This window comes from Ralstonia sp. UBA689, assembly GCF_002298975.1.
In the GTDB taxonomy this organism is placed as follows: Bacteria; Pseudomonadota; Gammaproteobacteria; order Burkholderiales; family Burkholderiaceae; genus Ralstonia.
The window spans coordinates 1-16,797 of the sequence record NZ_DBMV01000043.1 but is presented as its reverse complement, the minus strand read 5'-3'; the positions used below and the strand labels follow the sequence as shown (position 1 = coordinate 16,797).

The 16,797-nt window shown below is 66.0% G+C and carries 16 protein-coding genes and 1 tRNA gene; 15 read left to right on the top strand and 2 right to left on the bottom strand.

Translation table 11 applies throughout. The features are described from left to right. The first annotated feature begins 122 nt into the window (after positions 1-122). The 10 genes from B4F51_RS21450 (at position 123) to B4F51_RS21405 (ending at position 9,445) form a co-directional block, all read left to right on the top strand. The gene (locus B4F51_RS21450; protein ID WP_296228725.1) at positions 123-1,343 is read left to right on the top strand and encodes a CaiB/BaiF CoA transferase family protein; all 1,221 of its coding nucleotides are present in this window, start codon (positions 123-125) and stop codon (positions 1,341-1,343) included. Between the two features lie 48 nt (positions 1,344-1,391). Further along, positions 1,392-1,844 (top strand): DUF2214 family protein, encoded by a 453-nt coding sequence (locus tag B4F51_RS21445; RefSeq protein WP_296228723.1) that lies wholly within the window; start codon positions 1,392-1,394, stop codon positions 1,842-1,844. A 280-nt stretch (positions 1,845-2,124) separates the two neighbouring features. Further along, positions 2,125-2,547: a tripartite tricarboxylate transporter TctB family protein gene (locus B4F51_RS21440; RefSeq protein WP_414706805.1), complete on the top strand. Its 423-nt coding sequence runs from the start codon at positions 2,125-2,127 to the stop codon at positions 2,545-2,547. Between the two features lie 10 nt (positions 2,548-2,557). Beyond that, a complete protein-coding gene (locus tag B4F51_RS21435) occupies positions 2,558-4,060 on the top strand; it encodes a tripartite tricarboxylate transporter permease (protein ID WP_296228720.1) in 1,503 nt (500 codons plus the stop codon). 167 nt (positions 4,061-4,227) lie between these two features. After that, positions 4,228-5,214, top strand: a complete 987-nt coding sequence (locus tag B4F51_RS21430) for a triacylglycerol lipase (protein ID WP_296228719.1) — start codon at positions 4,228-4,230, stop codon at positions 5,212-5,214. 41 nt (positions 5,215-5,255) lie between these two features. Continuing rightward, complete coding sequence (locus B4F51_RS21425) at positions 5,256-6,320, top strand: lipase secretion chaperone (protein WP_296228718.1); 1,065 nt, start codon at positions 5,256-5,258, stop codon at positions 6,318-6,320. A 73-nt stretch (positions 6,321-6,393) separates the two neighbouring features. Then, positions 6,394-8,133, top strand: a complete 1,740-nt coding sequence (locus B4F51_RS21420; RefSeq protein WP_296228717.1) for a glutamine--tRNA ligase/YqeY domain fusion protein — start codon at positions 6,394-6,396, stop codon at positions 8,131-8,133. Positions 8,134-8,176: 43 nt separating this feature from the next. Then, on the top strand, positions 8,177-8,740 hold the full coding sequence (locus B4F51_RS21415) for a YceI family protein (protein WP_296228716.1): 564 nt from the start codon (positions 8,177-8,179) through the stop codon (positions 8,738-8,740). Positions 8,741-8,760: 20 nt separating this feature from the next. Continuing rightward, positions 8,761-8,985, top strand: coding sequence for an RNA-binding S4 domain-containing protein (locus tag B4F51_RS21410; protein WP_296228714.1), 225 nt, complete (start codon positions 8,761-8,763; stop codon positions 8,983-8,985). Positions 8,986-9,061: 76 nt separating this feature from the next. Continuing rightward, positions 9,062-9,445: an MAPEG family protein gene (locus B4F51_RS21405; RefSeq protein WP_296228712.1), complete on the top strand. Its 384-nt coding sequence runs from the start codon at positions 9,062-9,064 to the stop codon at positions 9,443-9,445. 54 nt (positions 9,446-9,499) lie between these two features. Here the strand turns inward: B4F51_RS21405 and B4F51_RS21400 are convergent, their stop codons facing one another. Beyond that, on the bottom strand, positions 9,500-10,822 hold the full coding sequence (locus B4F51_RS21400) for a DUF3999 domain-containing protein (protein ID WP_296228710.1): 1,323 nt from the start codon (positions 10,820-10,822) through the stop codon (positions 9,500-9,502). After that, positions 10,819-13,656 (bottom strand): DUF2339 domain-containing protein, encoded by a 2,838-nt coding sequence (locus B4F51_RS21395; protein WP_296228709.1) that lies wholly within the window; start codon positions 13,654-13,656, stop codon positions 10,819-10,821. Before B4F51_RS21395 ends, B4F51_RS21400 begins: the two co-directional genes overlap by 4 nt. Before the next feature lie 195 nt (positions 13,657-13,851). Here B4F51_RS21395 and B4F51_RS21390 point away from each other — a divergent pair, with 195 nt between their 5' ends. The 5 genes from B4F51_RS21390 to B4F51_RS21370 all read left to right on the top strand — a co-directional run bounded on the left by B4F51_RS21390 (position 13,852) and on the right by B4F51_RS21370 (position 16,633). Further along, positions 13,852-14,403, top strand: coding sequence for a YaeQ family protein (locus B4F51_RS21390; protein ID WP_296228707.1), 552 nt, complete (start codon positions 13,852-13,854; stop codon positions 14,401-14,403). Positions 14,404-14,440: 37 nt separating this feature from the next. Then, positions 14,441-14,794 (top strand): FKBP-type peptidyl-prolyl cis-trans isomerase, encoded by a 354-nt coding sequence (locus B4F51_RS21385; RefSeq protein ID WP_296228706.1) that lies wholly within the window; start codon positions 14,441-14,443, stop codon positions 14,792-14,794. A gap of 66 nt (positions 14,795-14,860) precedes the next feature. Further along, a tRNA-Cys gene (locus tag B4F51_RS21380) sits at positions 14,861-14,936 on the top strand. Between the two features lie 135 nt (positions 14,937-15,071). After that, positions 15,072-15,812 (top strand): gamma-glutamylcyclotransferase, encoded by a 741-nt coding sequence (locus B4F51_RS21375; protein ID WP_296228705.1) that lies wholly within the window; start codon positions 15,072-15,074, stop codon positions 15,810-15,812. Positions 15,813-15,832: 20 nt separating this feature from the next. Continuing rightward, a complete protein-coding gene (locus B4F51_RS21370) occupies positions 15,833-16,633 on the top strand; it encodes an ankyrin repeat domain-containing protein (RefSeq protein ID WP_296228704.1) in 801 nt (266 codons plus the stop codon). Positions 16,634-16,797 lie beyond the last annotated feature (164 nt).

Sequence of the window (16,797 nt, the reverse complement as noted above, 5' to 3'; positions counted from 1 at the left end):
GTGCAAACCGTTGATTATACGGGGTTCGTACCGCTTTTACGCCCATTGGTCGCATGGGGCTGGGGAGATGCGGGAGGGTGGTGTACAGTGCACGCGTCCGAACTGTGCCAAAACGTTTCTCCATGGGCGCTCTCAGCCATCTCCGTGTCCTCGATCTCACGCGCGTGCTCGCCGGCCCGTGGTGCGCGCAGAACCTCGCCGATTTCGGTGCCGACGTCATCAAGGTGGAGCGCCCCGGCGCCGGCGACGACACCCGCACCTGGGGCCCGCCGTGGCTGAAGGACGAGGCCGGCCAAGACACCGCCGAGGCTGCCTACTACCTGGCCGCCAACCGCAACAAGCGTTCGATCACGGTTGACATCAGCACACCCGAGGGCCAGGACATCGTCCGCAAGCTCGCCGCGCATGCGGATGTGGTGCTAGAGAACTACAAGGTCGGCCAGCTCAAGAAATACGGGCTTGATTACGAATCGCTCAAGGCCGTCAAGCCGGACCTGGTCTACTGCTCCATCACCGGCTTCGGCCAGACCGGCCCGTATGCCGCGCGTGCCGGTTACGACTTCATCGTGCAGGGCATGGGCGGTTTCATGAGCCTGACCGGTGAGCGCGACGACCTGCCCGGCGGCGGCCCGCAAAAGGCCGGCGTCGCCATCTCCGACCTGATGACCGGCATGTACGCCACGGTGGCCGTGCTGACCGCGCTCGCACATCGAGACCGCACCGGCGAAGGCCAGTACATCGACATGGCATTGCTCGACGTGCAGGTCGCCATGCTGGCCAACATGAACACCAACTACCTGACCAGCGGCCAGGCGCCCAAGCGCTGGGGCAACGCGCACCCGAACATCGTGCCGTATCAGACCTTCCACACCTCGAACGGCTGGATCATCGTCGCCGTGGGCAACGACGGGCAGTTCCGCCGCTTTGTGGAAGCCGGCGGCATGCCCGAACTGGCCAACGACCCGCGCTTTGCCACCAACCCGCAACGCGTAGCCAACCGCGACGTGCTGGTGCCGATCCTGGCCGAGATGGTCAAGCGCTTCGGCAAGACGGAGTGGATCAACAAGCTCGAAGCGGCCGGCGTGCCGTGCGGCCCGATCAACGATCTCGACGAGGTGTTCGACAACGAACAGGTGCAGGCGCGCGGCCTGCGCGTCGACCTACCCCACCCGAGCGCCGGCACCGTCAAGCTGGTCGGCAGCCCGGTCAAGATGAGCGCCACACCGCCCAAGGCCGTAAGCCATCCGCCGCTGCTGGGCGAACACACCGAAGCCGTGCTGCGCGACGTACTGGATCTGAGCGCCGACCAAATCGGAGCGCTGCGCGTGCGAGGTGTCATCTAGTGCCTGCCCGAGCGACCCGAACCGTTTCCCTACCCCCACGAGGTCAACATGTGGTCTGATGCGTTGCTGGCTTACCTGCATTACATCTCGATCTTCACGATGATCGTCTTCCTCTCCGCCGAGGCCGTGGTGCTGCGCCCGGACATGACGCCGGAGATCCGCCAGCGCCTGGCACGCTATGACGCAGTGTTCGGCATGGCGGCACTGGCGGTGCTGATCACTGGCGGGCTGCGCGTGTTCTACGGTGCCAAGGGCGCTGCGTTCTATCTGCACAACCCGGTATTCCACATCAAGCTCGGGCTGTTCATCCTGGTCGGGCTGCTGTCGATCATGCCCACCGTCGCCATCCTGCGTTGGAAGAAGCAGGGCAAGACACTGCCCGACTTCGTGCCTACGCCCTCCGAGATCGCCAAGGTGCGTCGCTGGGTCATGATCGAATCGCACCTGATCGTGTTCATTCCGCTGGCGGCCGTGCTGATGGCGCGCGGCATCGGCATGTGATCGCGCTTGGCCGCGCACGAGCGTTGCGCGGCCCCAAATCCAGGGCTAGGGACAAACCCTGAATCGTTTGCCCATGCGGCATTCCGGGCTGTCACAATGGCCCGCCCCGCCCTTTCGCAAGGTGCTTGAAAGCCGGCCTGCATAGCGTGCACACTGCGGCGCCAACTTGGCGGTCCATCACCCCATCGGTGTCCGCACGCACACGAGGAGACCCATCTTGCAGAACGATCCACAGAATCGTCCAGTCATCCGCAGTCATCAGGATTTTGCGTCGGGCGTCATGTTCATGATCGCTGGCGCGGCGTTCGCCATCCTGGCGCGCAGCTATCGCATGGGCACTGCCAGCAGCATGGGCCCCGGCTACTTCCCGTTCTGGCTGGGCGTGGCGCTGGTTCTGCTGGGTGCGGTGGTGGTCGCGCAGTCGCTGTCGCGCAAGGGCGTGGCAGACCGCATTCCGCGCTGGGACGTCAAGACGCTGCTGTGGATTCTCGGCTCGGTCGTGCTGTTCGGGCTGCTGCTGCAGCCACTGGGGCTGGTGCTCTCGCTCGTGGTGCTCGTGCTGGTCTCAAGCATGGCCAGTCATGAGTTCACCTGGAAAGGCGCGGTCGGCACCGCCGTCGTGATGGTGATCATGAGCCTGGCGGCCTTCGTCTACGGGCTCAAGCTGCAGTTCTCGGTATGGCCGGCGTTCATCGGCAATTGAGGAGCGCGCCATGGACCTCTTTGCCAATCTCGCGCTCGGCTTCACCACCGCGCTGTCGATCCAGAACCTGATCTACGCCTTCATCGGCTGCCTGCTCGGCACGCTCATCGGCGTGCTGCCGGGCCTGGGCCCCATCGCCACGATTGCGATGCTGCTGCCGGCTACGTATGCGCTACCGCCGGTAGCCGCGCTCATCATGCTGGCGGGCATCTACTACGGCGCGCAGTACGGCGGTTCCACCACGGCCATCCTCGTCAACCTGCCGGGTGAATCATCATCGGTGGTGACCACCATCGACGGCTACCAGATGGCCCGGCGTGGGCGCGCGGGGGTGGCGTTGGCCACCGCGGGCCTCGGCTCGTTCTTCGCGGGCTGCGTGGCCACGCTGGTGCTGGCGGCGTTTGCCACGCCGCTGTCGGAATTCGCGTTCAATTTCGGGCCAGCGGAATATTTCTCGCTGATGGTGCTGGGCCTGATCGGCGCGGTGGTGCTGGCCTCGGGTTCGCTCGTCAAGGCCATTGCGATGATCGTGCTGGGCCTGCTGCTCGGGCTGGTCGGCACGGACGTCAACTCCGGTACGGCACGCTACTCGTTCGATGTGCCGGAACTGGCCGACGGGCTGAACTTCGTCTCGGTGGCGATGGGCGTGTTCGGCTTTGCCGAGATCATCGCCAACCTCGAACAGAAGGAGCACCGCGAGACCTTCGTCGAGCACGTGCGCAACCTCTGGCCCAGCCGCGAAGACTTCAAGCGCATGATCCCGGCCGTGCTGCGCGGGACAGCGTTGGGTTCGGTGCTCGGCATCCTGCCTGGTGGCGGGGCAACGCTGGCGTCGTTCGCGTCGTATTCGCTGGAGAAAAAGACGTCGAAGTATTCAAGCGAATTCGGCAAGGGCGCCATCGAGGGTGTGGCCGGACCGGAATCGGCCAATAACGCCGCGGCGCAGACGTCGTTCATTCCGCTGCTCACGCTGGGCATTCCGCCCAACGCGGTGATGGCGCTGATGGTGGGTGCGATGACCATCCACAACATCCAGCCCGGCCCGCAGGTGATGACCAGCAACCCCGCGCTGTTCTGGGGCCTGATCGCTTCGATGTGGATCGGCAACCTGATGCTGATCGTGCTGAACCTGCCGATGATCGGCGTATGGGTCCGCCTCTTGAAGGTGCCGTACCGCTTCCTGTATCCGGCCATCCTGGTGTTCTGCTGCATCGGCGTGTATTCGGTGTCGAACACCACGTTCGACATCTTCCAGACGGCGCTCTTCGGACTGATCGGCTACATGTTCGTGAAGCTGCGCTGCGAGCCGGCGCCGATGCTGCTCGGCTTTGTGCTCGGGCCGATGATGGAAGAGAACTTCCGCCGCGCGCTGCTGTTCTCGCGAGGAGACTTCACCACCTTTGTCACGCGGCCGCTGTCGCTGGGGCTGCTGATCGCGGCAGCGATCCTGGTGTTGCTCGTCGCCCTGCCCGCCATCAACAGGAGGCGCGAGGAAGCGTTTCAAGAGGAATAACGTCGTTGCTGCACCGCATCCCAAATGACCGGAGGCTCGCCCTCCGGTTTTTGTTTGCCTACGCGGCAACGCAGCATTAGAGCCTGTCTTCCAATTCGGTTGACGCCGGAAAGCCTACTTCGGATAACGGAGGTCGACCACCTTTCCACCTTTCAGGAGACAACCGAATGTCACAGACTCCCGTGCTCCGCGCCGTGCGCGGTATCTTGCGCACGCACGCTGCAGCCGCTGTGTTGGCCGCATCCGCCCTCACCCTGAGCGCTGCGGCACCAGCCCAAGCCGCCAGCACGTATGCTGCCACCCAGTACCCGATCGTGCTCGTGCACGGCCTGTCGGGCACCAGCAAGTTCCTTGGCGTGGTCGACTACTGGTACCAGATTCCCGAAGACCTGCGCGCCAACGGTGCCAACGTCTACGTGGCCGACGTGTCCGCCTTCAACGATGAAACCGTGCGCGGCGAGCAGCTCCTCAGCCAGATCCGCACCGTGCTGGCGACCACGGGCGCAGCCAAGGTCAACCTCATCGGCCACAGCCAGGGCGGGCTGACTTCGCGCTATGCGGCCGCCGTGGCGCCCGACCTGGTGGCTTCCGTCACCACCATCGGCACGCCCCACAAGGGTTCGGAGTTTGCGGATTTCGTTGAATCCACGCCGCAGCCGTTCCAGGCGCTGGTGAACCTGGGCGCGAACATCTTCGGTGCGGTGCTCGGCTGGTTCAATGGCGCCAGCAACCCGCAGGACGGCTTTGCCGCGCTGCATATCCTCTCGACCGCAGGCGCGGCGGATTTCAACAAGACCTTCCCGAGCGCGGGTCTGGCCGACGGCTGCAACACCGGCAGCGGCACCGACGTGCGCAACGGCAACGTGCAGAAGCTATATTCCTGGACGGGCCGCTCAACAGCCACCAACTTTTTCGACGTGTTCGACCCGGTGCTGGTCTTTAGCGGCACGGTCATGCAGGCGCGCGGCTCGGGCACCAACGATGGACTGGTCTCGATCTGCAGCGCCAAGTTCGGGCAGGTGCTGTCGACCGACTACGCGTGGAACCACCTCGACGAGGTGAACCAGTTGCTCGGCCTGATCGGCTGGGGCGCGGCTGATCCGGTGGCGGTGATCCGCACCCAGGCGAATCGGCTGAAGACGGCCGGGCTGTAATCCAACGTCACCGCAACGTCGCCAACACAACGCGCATCGTCATGAAGGGCAAACCACAACCCGCGCAGTCCATGCAGCCCACGACGTTCATCGGCGCGGTGCTGTTGGCGATCGGCGTCGCCGCGGGCGTCTACTGGTGGCATACCACCGGTGACGACGCCCCGGCCGTCGAGCAGCCACGGCAGGCGCCGCGATCCGGCGCCTTCATCGGCAGCGTGGCGGGCACGGAAGCTCCGGCGCCTGCGCGTCCCACCGAGCTGGCCGACACACAGGCGCCCGATGGCCTGCGTGTCGATGCGAGCGGCCATCTCATCGTCGAAGCCCCCAACCGCGCGGTATTCGACTACTTTCTTGACGTGCCCGCTTCTCTGCCCGAAGCGCAGCGTGTGGCGATGGCCGAAACGCATCTGCGCGCCAAGCTGGTCAGCCCTGCGCTGTCCGAAGCGCAATCGCTGCTGCAGCGCTACCTCGCCTATCGCAAAGCGCTGGCCGGGCAAGGCGATGCCGGCCGCAGCAAGCCAAGCCTCGAACAAGTCCAGCAGCGCCCCGAAATGATCGCCACTCTGCGGCAGCAACTCGGCACCCGCTCTGCCCTGCGCCGCCAGGTCCTCGGTGCGGATGTGGCCCAGGCCTGGTACGGCGACGAAGACGCGATGGACGCCGCCGCGCTCGACCGCCTGGCCATAATGGCCGACCCGTCGCTCACCCCCGAACAACGCGCCGCGAAGCTCGCGGCAATCGAGGCCAACCTGCCGCCCTCCGTGCGAGAGGCTCGCCGCAATGCGTCCGCGCCCATCAAGCTTGCGAACGACATGGACGAATGGACCAAGCAGGGCCTGAGCGAAGCGCAGATCCGCCAACGGCTGGCCGCCCAGGGCATCGACGGCGTGGTGGCCGACCGCCTGGTGCAAGCCAGCCGCGAAGAAGCCGCCTGGCGCACCCGCTACGATGCCTACGCCCGCGAGCGCGACCGCATCAACAGCTTCTCCGGCCTGTCCGACGCCGATCGCGCCGCCCAGATCGCGCAGTTGCGTCAGCAGACCTTTGCTGCCTCAAATGAGGCGCTGCGCGCACAGGCATTGGATGCTCTGGCGCAAAAGAAGTAACGGAAATCGGGGCGAGTCCGGCGCTGGACGCCGGGCACGGTAAAATCGCGGGATTGCCGAATCACGCACTCCCATGAGCCAAGACAACGCCAACGGGGCCACCGCCTCCACATCCAACTTCCTGCGCCAGATCATCGATGCCGACCTGACGCAGGGCAGCTATGCCGGCCGCAAGGACGCCGCCGGCCAGCCGCTGCCGACCGTCATCACGCGCTTTCCGCCGGAGCCCAACGGCTACCTGCACATCGGCCACGCGAAGAGCATCTGGGTGAACTTCGGTCTGGCCAAGGAATACGGCGGCCGCTGCCACCTGCGCTTTGACGACACCAACCCTGTCAAGGAAGACACCGAATACGTCGATTCGATCATCGACGCGGTGCACTGGCTCGGCTACTCGTGGGAAAACGGCACGGGCACGCACCTGTACTACGCCAGCGACTACTTCGAGCAACTCTACGGTTTTGCCGAAGTGCTGATCCAGCGCGGCGCTGCCTACGTCGACAGCCAAAGCGCCAACGACATCGCCGCCAACCGTGGTGACTTCACCAGGCCGGGCACGCCGTCGCCATATCGCGACCGCTCGGTGGAAGAGAACCTGGCGCTGTTCCGCGACATGCGCGCCGGCAAGTACAAGGACGGCGAGCACGTGCTGCGCGCCAAGATCGACATGGCCGCGCCCAACATCGTGATGCGCGATCCGGTGCTGTACCGCATTCGCCACGCGCATCACCATCGCACCGGCGACGCGTGGTGCATCTACCCGATGTACGACTTCACGCATTGCATTTCCGATGCGCTGGAGAACATCACGCATTCGCTGTGCACGCTGGAGTTCGAGAACAACCGGCCGCTGTATGACTGGGTGCTCGACCATCTGCGTGACGCCGGCGCCCTGCCCGCGCCGCTGCCGCATCAATACGAATTCGCGCGCCTGCACCTGACCTACGCCATCACCAGCAAGCGCAAGCTGCTGCAACTGGTGACGGAAAAGCGCGTCGACGGCTGGGACGACCCGCGCATGCCCACGCTGGTGGGTATCCGCCGCCGCGGCTACACGCCGGAATCGATCCAGCTCTTCTGCGAACGCGTGGGCGTCTCGAAGGCCGACAGCTGGATCGACATGAGCATCCTGGAAGCCGCCGTGCGCGACGACCTCGATGCACGTGCGCCGCGTTCGGTGGCCGTGCTGGACCCGGTCAAACTCATCCTCGACAACGTGCCGGCGGATTTCAACGAGCCGTGCTCAGCGCCCGTGCACCCGAAGCAGCCCGAACTCGGCCGCCGCGAATTCCCGCTCACGCGCGAGCTGTGGATCGAGCGCGAAGACTTTACCGAGACGCCGCCCAAGGGCTACTTCCGCCTGTTCCCGGGCAACAAGGTGCGCCTGCGCTACGGCTACGTGATCGAATGCACCGGCTGCGACAAGGATGCCGACGGCAACGTCACTGCCGTGCACGCCAACATCATCCCGGACACCAAGAGCGGCACACCGGGTGCGGACAGCGTGAAGGTCAAGGGCAACATCCACTGGGTAAGCGCCGCACATGCGCTGCAAGCCGAGGTGCGCCTGTACGACCGTCTGTTCACCGACCCGCAGCCGGATTCGGGCGACAAGAACTTCCTGGACGCGCTCAACCCGAACTCCAAGAAGATCGTCACGGCCTACCTGGAGCCGACCCTGGCCACCGCCAAGGCGGAGGACCGCTTCCAGTTCGAGCGCCACGGCTACTTCGTGGCCGACCGCATCGACTCGCAACCGGGCAAGCCCGTGTTCAATCGCGTGGTCGGCCTGAAAGACAGCTGGGGTAAGTAAGCACAGGCCCATACATGTGTGGGCCTCTGACACTGGAGGTGCCATGCGTGCATGGATTCTGTTGTTGGCGGGGGCGCTGACGGCTCCCGCCCTTGCAGCGCCGTTCACGCCCGATCTGACGCACACGTTCGTCTACTTCGGCGCGTCGCACTTCGACCGCTCAATGGTGCGCGGGCGCTTCAACAAGATCGACGGCGCCATCGACTTCAATGAAGCGGCGCAACAGGGCGGGCTCGATTTCACCGTCGATGCCGCCTCGGTCGATACGCACCAGCGGGTGCTGGACGGCGTATTGAAATCCGAGCAGTTCTTGGATGCCGCGCAGTTTCCGATCATCCGCCTGCGCAGCGATCGCTTTGTCGTGGAAGGCGGCAAGCTCGTCGCGGTGGAAGCCAAGCTGACGCTGCATGGGGTCACGCAGCCGGTGCAATTGGACGTGCGCCGCTTCAACTGCGGCGACGAGAAGATGCCCGGCACCACCCGCCACGTGTGCGGCGGCGATTTTCATCTCGCCATCCAGCGCAGCGCCTTTGGCATGACGCGCTTTCTACCGGAGGTCGGCGATCGCGTCGATCTCGACATCAGCGTGGAAGCCACGCCGCAATAAACCACGCAATCAAACTCGCTATGCCCAACATCGATTTCGCCCTGACCACTGACTACATCGAGCTGCACAAGCTTCTCAAGCTCACCGGCGTGGTCGACAGCGGCGGCGCCGGCAAGACGGCGGTCGCAGAAGGCGGCGTGACCGTCGACGGCCAGCCCGAGTCGCGCAAGACTGCCAAAATTCGCGCGGGCCAGGTGGTGATGCTGGGTGATATCCGCATCGCCGTGCATGGCGCTGAAGGCTAGGGCAGGGGTCCATTCAGGTGTTTGAATGCGCGCGTCGTGCTAGCGTGCGGCCATCCAAACCTCGAGGAATCTGACTATGCCGATCGCCCTGTGGTGCGTGTTGATCGCTGCCCTGCTGCCCTACGTCTGCATCGGGATCGCTCGGGCAAGCGGGCCCAAGCGCGACAATCACAACCCTCGCGAATGGTCAGCCAGCCTGACTGGCCTGGCACGGCGTGCCAACGGCGCTCAGCTCAACCATCTCGAGGCGTTTCCGTTCTTTGCGGTGGCGGTGTTGGTGGCGATCCTTGGCGGCAGCCCGATCGACCACGTCAACTGGCTTGCCATCGGCTTCGTTGCCGCGCGGGTGCTGTACACGGTGTGCTACCTGGCCGACTGGGCATCGGTGCGCTCGCTGGTGTGGACGGTGGGGTTCGTCATCGCCATCACGCTGTTCGTGCAGCCGGCCTTCGTGCACTGATACGACAGGCTTTCGCCTATGAAAGACGGCGCCCTGGTGGCGCCGTTTTGCTGGCTACGAAGACGCGTCCGGTGGTGTGGCCGACGTGTGGAACAAGCGCCAGGCCATCCCGCCCAGCACCGCCACTGCCGCCGCCAGCGCGCCCCACAGCACCCACTGGCGCGTCCGGCCGCCAGGCGGCTCTACCTTGAGCGCATCGGCCGGCGATTCGCTCATCGCGCCAAGCTGCGCCGGTGCGATCGCCGGCGATGCACCGGCCATCAGATCGGCCCGAGCGACCGGGTTGCCACGCGCCACCTCCCCCACCGCCAGCACGAAGGGCACATTGCCGCGCGCCGCATACGTGATGGTGGCCGGACGCCAGCCGATCGCCAGTTGCGGCGCACCCGCGCCCAGGCCTCCACTGCGGGTATCGACCTGCAGGCGCCAGTAGCGATCGCCGGTGGCGGGCACGGTAAGCGGCGCGTTCTCCTGTTCGCCCTGCCTATCGGCACCCGCCAGCCGGAACAGGCGCGCGGAGGTGATCATCCGCCATGGCCCCTGCGCATCGGCACGCGCATACAGCGTCGCCTGTGTGACGGTGTTGGCCTGGGGCAGGCGGATCTTCACGCGCTCGACCGGAAACACGCCGCCCGTATCGAACTGGTAATCGCCCGCTGCGGGCGTCTGCACGGGGGCCAGGCCGGTACGCCACAGGATCGCGTTGTCGGCGGGCAGCACGGGGGCGCCAGCGGCCAGCTCCACACGCACGGTCTCGGGCGCCGGCGGCTTGCCCTGCCACTTCAGGCGCAGATACTTTGCACGCAGCCCCGTAAATTCGATGCGGTCCTGCACCAGCGTGCTGCCCTGGTTGGACAAGCGGAACAACGTGGCCTGACCGACCGCGCTCCAGTGCTGCAGATCATCGCTGGCCTGCACAGTCACGCCGCTCTGGAACTCGGTCGCCGGCAGCCCCACCACCAGCGCCGTCGCCGCATCATGCAACTGGCTCAGGTCGACCAACCATGCGTGCGCTGACGCCTGCGAAGGCTGTGGTCCGGTGGCACGCAGCACGCCATCGGGCCCAAGCACAACGCCGGCCGTGCCGGGGTTCTGCACATCGTCCACAGGCGTGACGAACCAATGGACGTCCTGCAGCGTGCGCGCCTGCGGCTCGGGATCGCGCGGGATATCAATGGTGAACGGCACCGGTTCGCCGTCGCCATTGAGGATGCGCAGGTCCGCCAGGCCGGCGTCGCGCGCGTGGGCATAGACCTCTTCGCCCAACGTGACCGCGTAGTACGACGCCCCGGGCGTTCCGCTCAGCGCAAAGCGCTCGGCCCAGGCCGACGCCGACAACAGCGACGCCGCAGCCATCGCAAGAACAACCTTCTTCACACAACCTCCTTGGGTTCTGCCTCGGCCTTGCCCTTGGGCGGCAGCGGAGACAGATAGCCAATCAACAGCAGCAGCATGCCGATGCCGATGAACGAAACAATGCGCTCGACCCCCGTCACGCGCGACAGGTCGAACAGGAACAACTTGACCACGGTCACACCCAGAAGCGCACCGCCCGTGAACCACAGAGCACGGCTCGCACGCCGCGTGGCAAACACCATCACCGCCAGCGCCAGCACCGTCCAGAACATCGACAGCGACGCCTGCACGAGCATGGAATCCCCCAGGTCGTCGAGCGTGTACGGAACGTGTGCCCAGTGGTGCAACGTACGCAGCAGCACGGCGTTGGCCCAGATGAACAGCGTGGCGCCCGTCGCATAGCCGATCACCATCGGCTCGGGTACCAGCTTCTGGAGGGCGACGCGACGCATCCAGAGTGCGATCGCCAGGAAGACCAGCAACTGCGCCACGTCCAGCGGATTGAGGATGGGCAGGTAAAACAGCGGCGCGGCATTGCCGTCGCTGGCGGCGCTCGCCAGACTCCACAGCCACAGCAGCACGGCCAGCGGCGCGGCACCCCACAGCAGGTAGGCGCGCTCGAAGCGGGCGATCGGCCAGCGAATGCGCCAGCCCGCGCCGGCCAGCAGGGCGAGCAGCGTGCCATAGCCGTAGGCCCAGGCGGCAAAGCTCCACGTCCCTTCCGGCACGTAGGCGTTCAGGCGCCAGTAGCCTTCGGTGGCCAACACACCGCAAATCAGCCAGAACAGTACGGTGTGCAACGGCGCGAGGGTGGTGTCCTTCACGTCGAGCTCCTGACGGCGCAGCAGCACGAAAGTCAACACGATCGACGCGATCCAAACCAGCCCGCCCCAGCCGGCCAGCGGCGAGGGCTCCCAGTGCTCGATCGCCACCAATGCGGTCAGGGCAAGCGCCGGCGGCAGTGACAGCGCGGGCCACTCGGCCAACGCCCAGTCGAGCTTGCGGCGCAGGCCGTGCGCGACCCACGCCGTCAGGACGGCGAAGGCGGCATACAACGGGATGTCCGGCCGGTCCACAGCGTCAGTGGCGAGACGCCAGGCCCAGCGGTCGATCTCATGGCTGCTGGTGCCAAGCCACCACAGCAGCCCCCACACCGATGCAGCGATACCCAATGCCGGTGCCGCCTTCAAGCAGTCGCGTGCCTCGGCCTTGCCGTGCAGACGCCAACCGCTGAATACACCCGCCGCGGCAATCAGCACCCCGCCGATGTAATGGCTGTTGAGCACCGGCCATTGCAATGATGCCGACACCTCGAACAGCATCCCCCATGCAAAGGCCAGACCCGCCGCGATCTGGAGCAGCAAACCGGCGCTAAGCGCCAGCCGACGCTGCTGGCGCACGCTCACCCACACCACGGCTGCGCCTTCCAGCGCCCAGACCGCGCTGGTGGTGCGCCCGTCGAAGGCCAGCGGAATCGCCAGCGTGATAAAGATCACGCCCAGCGCGAACATCGCCTCGAACAGCAGCCCCAGGCGCGCGCGCTTGGGCGCCAGCCACGCTGCAATGCCCAGGTAGAACGCTGCCAGCGCCGCCGCGCTCCACGCCATCGCAAACGGAATGTGGTGCACCAGCGCGGTCTGCAATCCCATCGTCACCAGCGGCGTGCCGAATACCAGCGTGCCGTCCACATAATGCTTGAGGCTGACGTGGCGATGCAGCGCATACAGCAGCGCGATGCCCACATACATCAGGAAGAACAGGATCAGGAACGGCTCGGTACTCTTGAGCAGCGCCGGCTCGTAGCGCAGCGCGCCCCACGCCGTGGCGATACCGAACGTGAACACGAAGCCCAGCAGGTTCAACGCGCGCCAGGCGCGGAACCACGCAATGGCGAAGATGCCCGCGTTGAGCAGCGCGTAGTAGCTGAACAGCGCCACATGGCTGCCCTGGCCCGTGGAGATCAGGATTGGCGCCAGGAAACCGCCGGCACTGCCGGTAAACGCCAGTGCTGGCGCATTCTGCTTGATGGCCAGCCCGGCGGCCAGCGCGCAGATCAGCACCAGCAGGGGAAACGCCATCCCTGGCGTGAGCAGCGGCACCATGCGTGTGGCCGCAAACACCGTCAGGTACAGCACGCCCACCCCGCCCCCTTGCAGCACGAGCGCATAGCCCGGACGCTTCTCGCGCAGGCGCCAGCCGATGCCCAGCAGCACGATGGCCGCCACCGCCACACCGGCCAGGCGGAACTCGATCGGCAGCAGACTGTTATCGGCCGCGTACTTGAGCAGGAAGGCCACACCGAAGAACAGGATCAGGATGCCGACCCGCACCACGCTGTTGCCGCCCAGCAGCCAGTCGCGCGCGGCGCCGACGGCCCGCTCGATCCAATCGGGCTCGTGCGGCATCAGGACGGGCGGTGCAACCGGCGACGGCGCAACCACCGGTGGCACCTGAGCCACTGGGGAGGCAGGCATCTCCACTGGCGGCAGAGCCTCGGTGGCGGCCGGCACCTGAGACGGCACCGGTACAGCCTGTGGCGGCTCGGCAGCAAGGTCCTCCGCCGCAGGCACCGCGAACGTCGCGCCCTTGACCTCAGCGATCTGCCGACGCAGCAGCGACACCTCGTGCTCCAGGCGTGCCACGCGCTCCTGAAGCGTAGTGGCGACCGGCGACGCCACTGGCCCATGGTCTTGCGGCGCTTCCGGCGGATGCGCCCACTGTGAGCTGGCGCGCTTGTCCATGTAGAGGATCAGTGAAGCCAGTCCGACGCCGATCAGCGCGCCGAAGAACGCGCCGACAACGTCCCCAGTCAGGGCCCCGAACAGCAGGCCCACGATTCCGAATATCCAACGCATCGTTCTGATTGTCCTGGTTGGGATAGGAGAGACATGCACATGCGCCGATTACTGCGCATGCACCGCTCATATACCGCAAACCGCCGCCAATGGGAATGCGCCCGGCCAAAGACGCGAAAAGCGATACCACCGGCATCATCCGCCCGTGCGACAATGCGCGCTTTGCTTCAAAACCGCCCACCCTTTTCTGTTCGCATGGCCCTGAAATCCACGATCTACAAGGTCGATCTGCAGATCGCCGACATGGATCGCCACTACTACGGCAACCACACGCTGACCGTCGCCCGCCACCCGAGCGAGAACGACGAGCGCATGATGGTGCGCGTGCTCGCCTTCGCCCGCCACGCCAGCGAGACACTCGCCTTCACGCGCGGGCTGTCCGAACCCGACGAACCCGAGCTCTGGCAGCGTGACCTGACCGACGCCATCGAACTCTGGATCGACCTGGGCAACCCCGACGAAACGCGCATCCGCAAGGCCTGCAACCGCGCCGAGCAGGTTGCCGTGTATACCTATAGCGGCAACGCCTCCCGCGTGTGGTGGCAGCAGACCGAAACCAAGGTCGCGCGCTTTGCCAACCTGTCGGTCTACGAAGTCGCGCCCGAGACCGTGGCCGCGCTGGCCGCTATGGTCGAACGCTCCATGCGCCTGCAAGTCACCATTCAGGACGGCGACATCTGGATCGCCAACGACGCGGACAACATCCACGTCCAGCTCGAAACGCTCAAGGCTGCCGAGGCTGCCTGAGTCCTCCCTCACCCCCGCCCACTCCACGAGGTACATCATGACCACCACGACCACCCCGAGCGGCCTGCAATACGAAGATGTCGTTATTGGCGACGGCGCCGAGGCGACCGCCGGCAATTACGTCACCGTGCACTACACCGGCTGGCTGTATGAAAACGGCCAAGCCGGCCGCAAGTTCGACTCCAGCAAGGACCGCAACGACCCGTTCGCCTTCCCGCTGGGTGCCGGCCACGTCATCAAGGGCTGGGACGAAGGCGTGCAGGGCATGAAGGTCGGCGGCACGCGCAAGCTGATCATTCCGGCCAGCCTGGGCTACGGTGCACGCGGCGCCGGCGGCGTGATCCCCCCGAACGCAACGTTGCTTTTTGAAGTCGATCTGCTGGAAGTCTGATCCTGCGCTAGAATCGCGCCCGGCCTGCGATGCGCCACACGGCGCATGGCAGGTCCCTCCCCCCCCGGCGGGGTGGCAGAGTGGTCAATGCTGCGGCTTGCAAAGCCGTATAAGACGGTTCAATTCCGTTCCCCCGCCTCCAATTTCCCGGCCTCACAATGTGTACCGTTGCGGCCGCGCCATAGCCAGACGCTTCCCAAGCCCCGCAACGCCCTGTTTCCGCGCATCCCCCGTCCGTTGGCGTGACCACTCGTAACGATTGCTCTATGCTTGCGACATGGCCGTCACCCGAGAGGATCTCGAACAGAACCGGTTGCGCGCCGCCCTGGGTGATTCACCCGTCGCGTCGTCGCTGCTGACCGAGGCTGCGCTGGAAGCGTCGCTTACATCGACGCTCGCGCGGTTGTCGAGTGCGCCCTGCGAATGCCAGGACGCCTGGGTGTTCGGCTACGGCTCCCTGATCTGGAACCCGATGATCTTCCACACCGAAGCGGCTCCCGCGATGGTGCATGGCTATCACCGTGGCTTTTACCTGTATTCCCGCATCAACCGCGGCACCTGGGACAACCCCGGGCTGGTGCTCGGGCTGGACCGTGGCGGCAGCTGCCGGGGCGTGGCCTTCCGTGTGCCGCGCGCGCGTGCCGAGCATGAGTTCCGCGTGCTGTGGCGCCGCGAGATGCTGACCGGCGCCTACCTGCCGCGTTGGTTGCCCACCGAGATCAACGGCGAGCGCGTCTTCGCGCTGGCCTTCGTCATGAACCGCACGCATGAAGCGTATGCCGGCCGCCTGCCCGACGAACGCGTGGTCGGCTGCCTGCGCGATGCGGTCGGGCTGTACGGTCCAGCGCGCGAATACCTGCAGCGCACGCTGATCGGCCTGGCCAGCAACGGGCTGCACGACCCGTACCTGGACCGGCTCTGGACACGCCTGCAAGCCACGGATGCGGCCAACGCCCCGTGCGTGGCAGGCGAAGCTACCGGCAGTGCACCGCTGCCAGATCCCTACCTCAGCGCCTGAGCCCACCTCCCATCTCCGCCATGCTCTTTGCCCCGCATCCCGCGCTCAACCAGCTCATCGGCATCATGCTGGGGATGGCACTGGCAGTGGGCGACATGGCCAACGCCTGGCAGGAACAGCATCTGCCGGTGCTGCGCGTTGCCGCGAGTGCCAGTGCCAGTTCCAGCGCCAAGACCACGCCGGGCAACGCACCTGTTACGCGACCGGCCCATCGCCGTGACCCCGCCACGCGCGACCGTGATCTCATCCTTGCCGCGCAGACCGGCAACACGATGGTCATCCAGGCGCTACTGGCCGACGGCGCCAGCCTCAAGGCACGCGACGCTGACGGCCGCACCGCCCTCATCGCTGCCGTGACCGCACACATGGGCGCAGCGGCTCGCCTGCTGATCCAGGCCGGCGCCGACGTCAACCTGCAAGACAACGCGCAGAACAGCGCCTTCCTGCTCGCCGCCACCCAGGGCGATGCCGAGACCGTACGGTTGGCGCTGTCGCACGGCGCCAACCTGCGCGCCACCAATGCCGATGGCGACACGGCGCTGATCCCGGCCGCGCGGCGCGGCTACGTGGAAGTGGTGAGTGAACTCGTCAAGGCCGGCGTGCCGCCCGACGCCACCAACAACCTCGGCCTGACCGCCCTGATCGAAGCGGTGGCTCTGGGCGACGGCAGCGAGAAATACGAGAAGACCGTGGAAGTCCTGCTCGATGGCGGCGCGGACCCGAACCTGCCCGACCGCGGCGGCATCACGCCGATGCGGCACGCGCGCCAACGCGGGTTTCACGGCATCGGCGCGCTGCTCTTCAAGGCGCGCGGGCATTGAGAACCCGTTCACGATCCTGCTGCGCGCCCCGATCTTGGCCCTGCGATGCTCACCGTACCCATGTGCGGTTGCGCTTCTTGGACCAACCTCGGGGCGTTCGCTACGGATCCTGAGCAGGTTCAAAAAAGAAGGGGCCCTGTGAGGTAATGCCGTTCAGTTAAGGT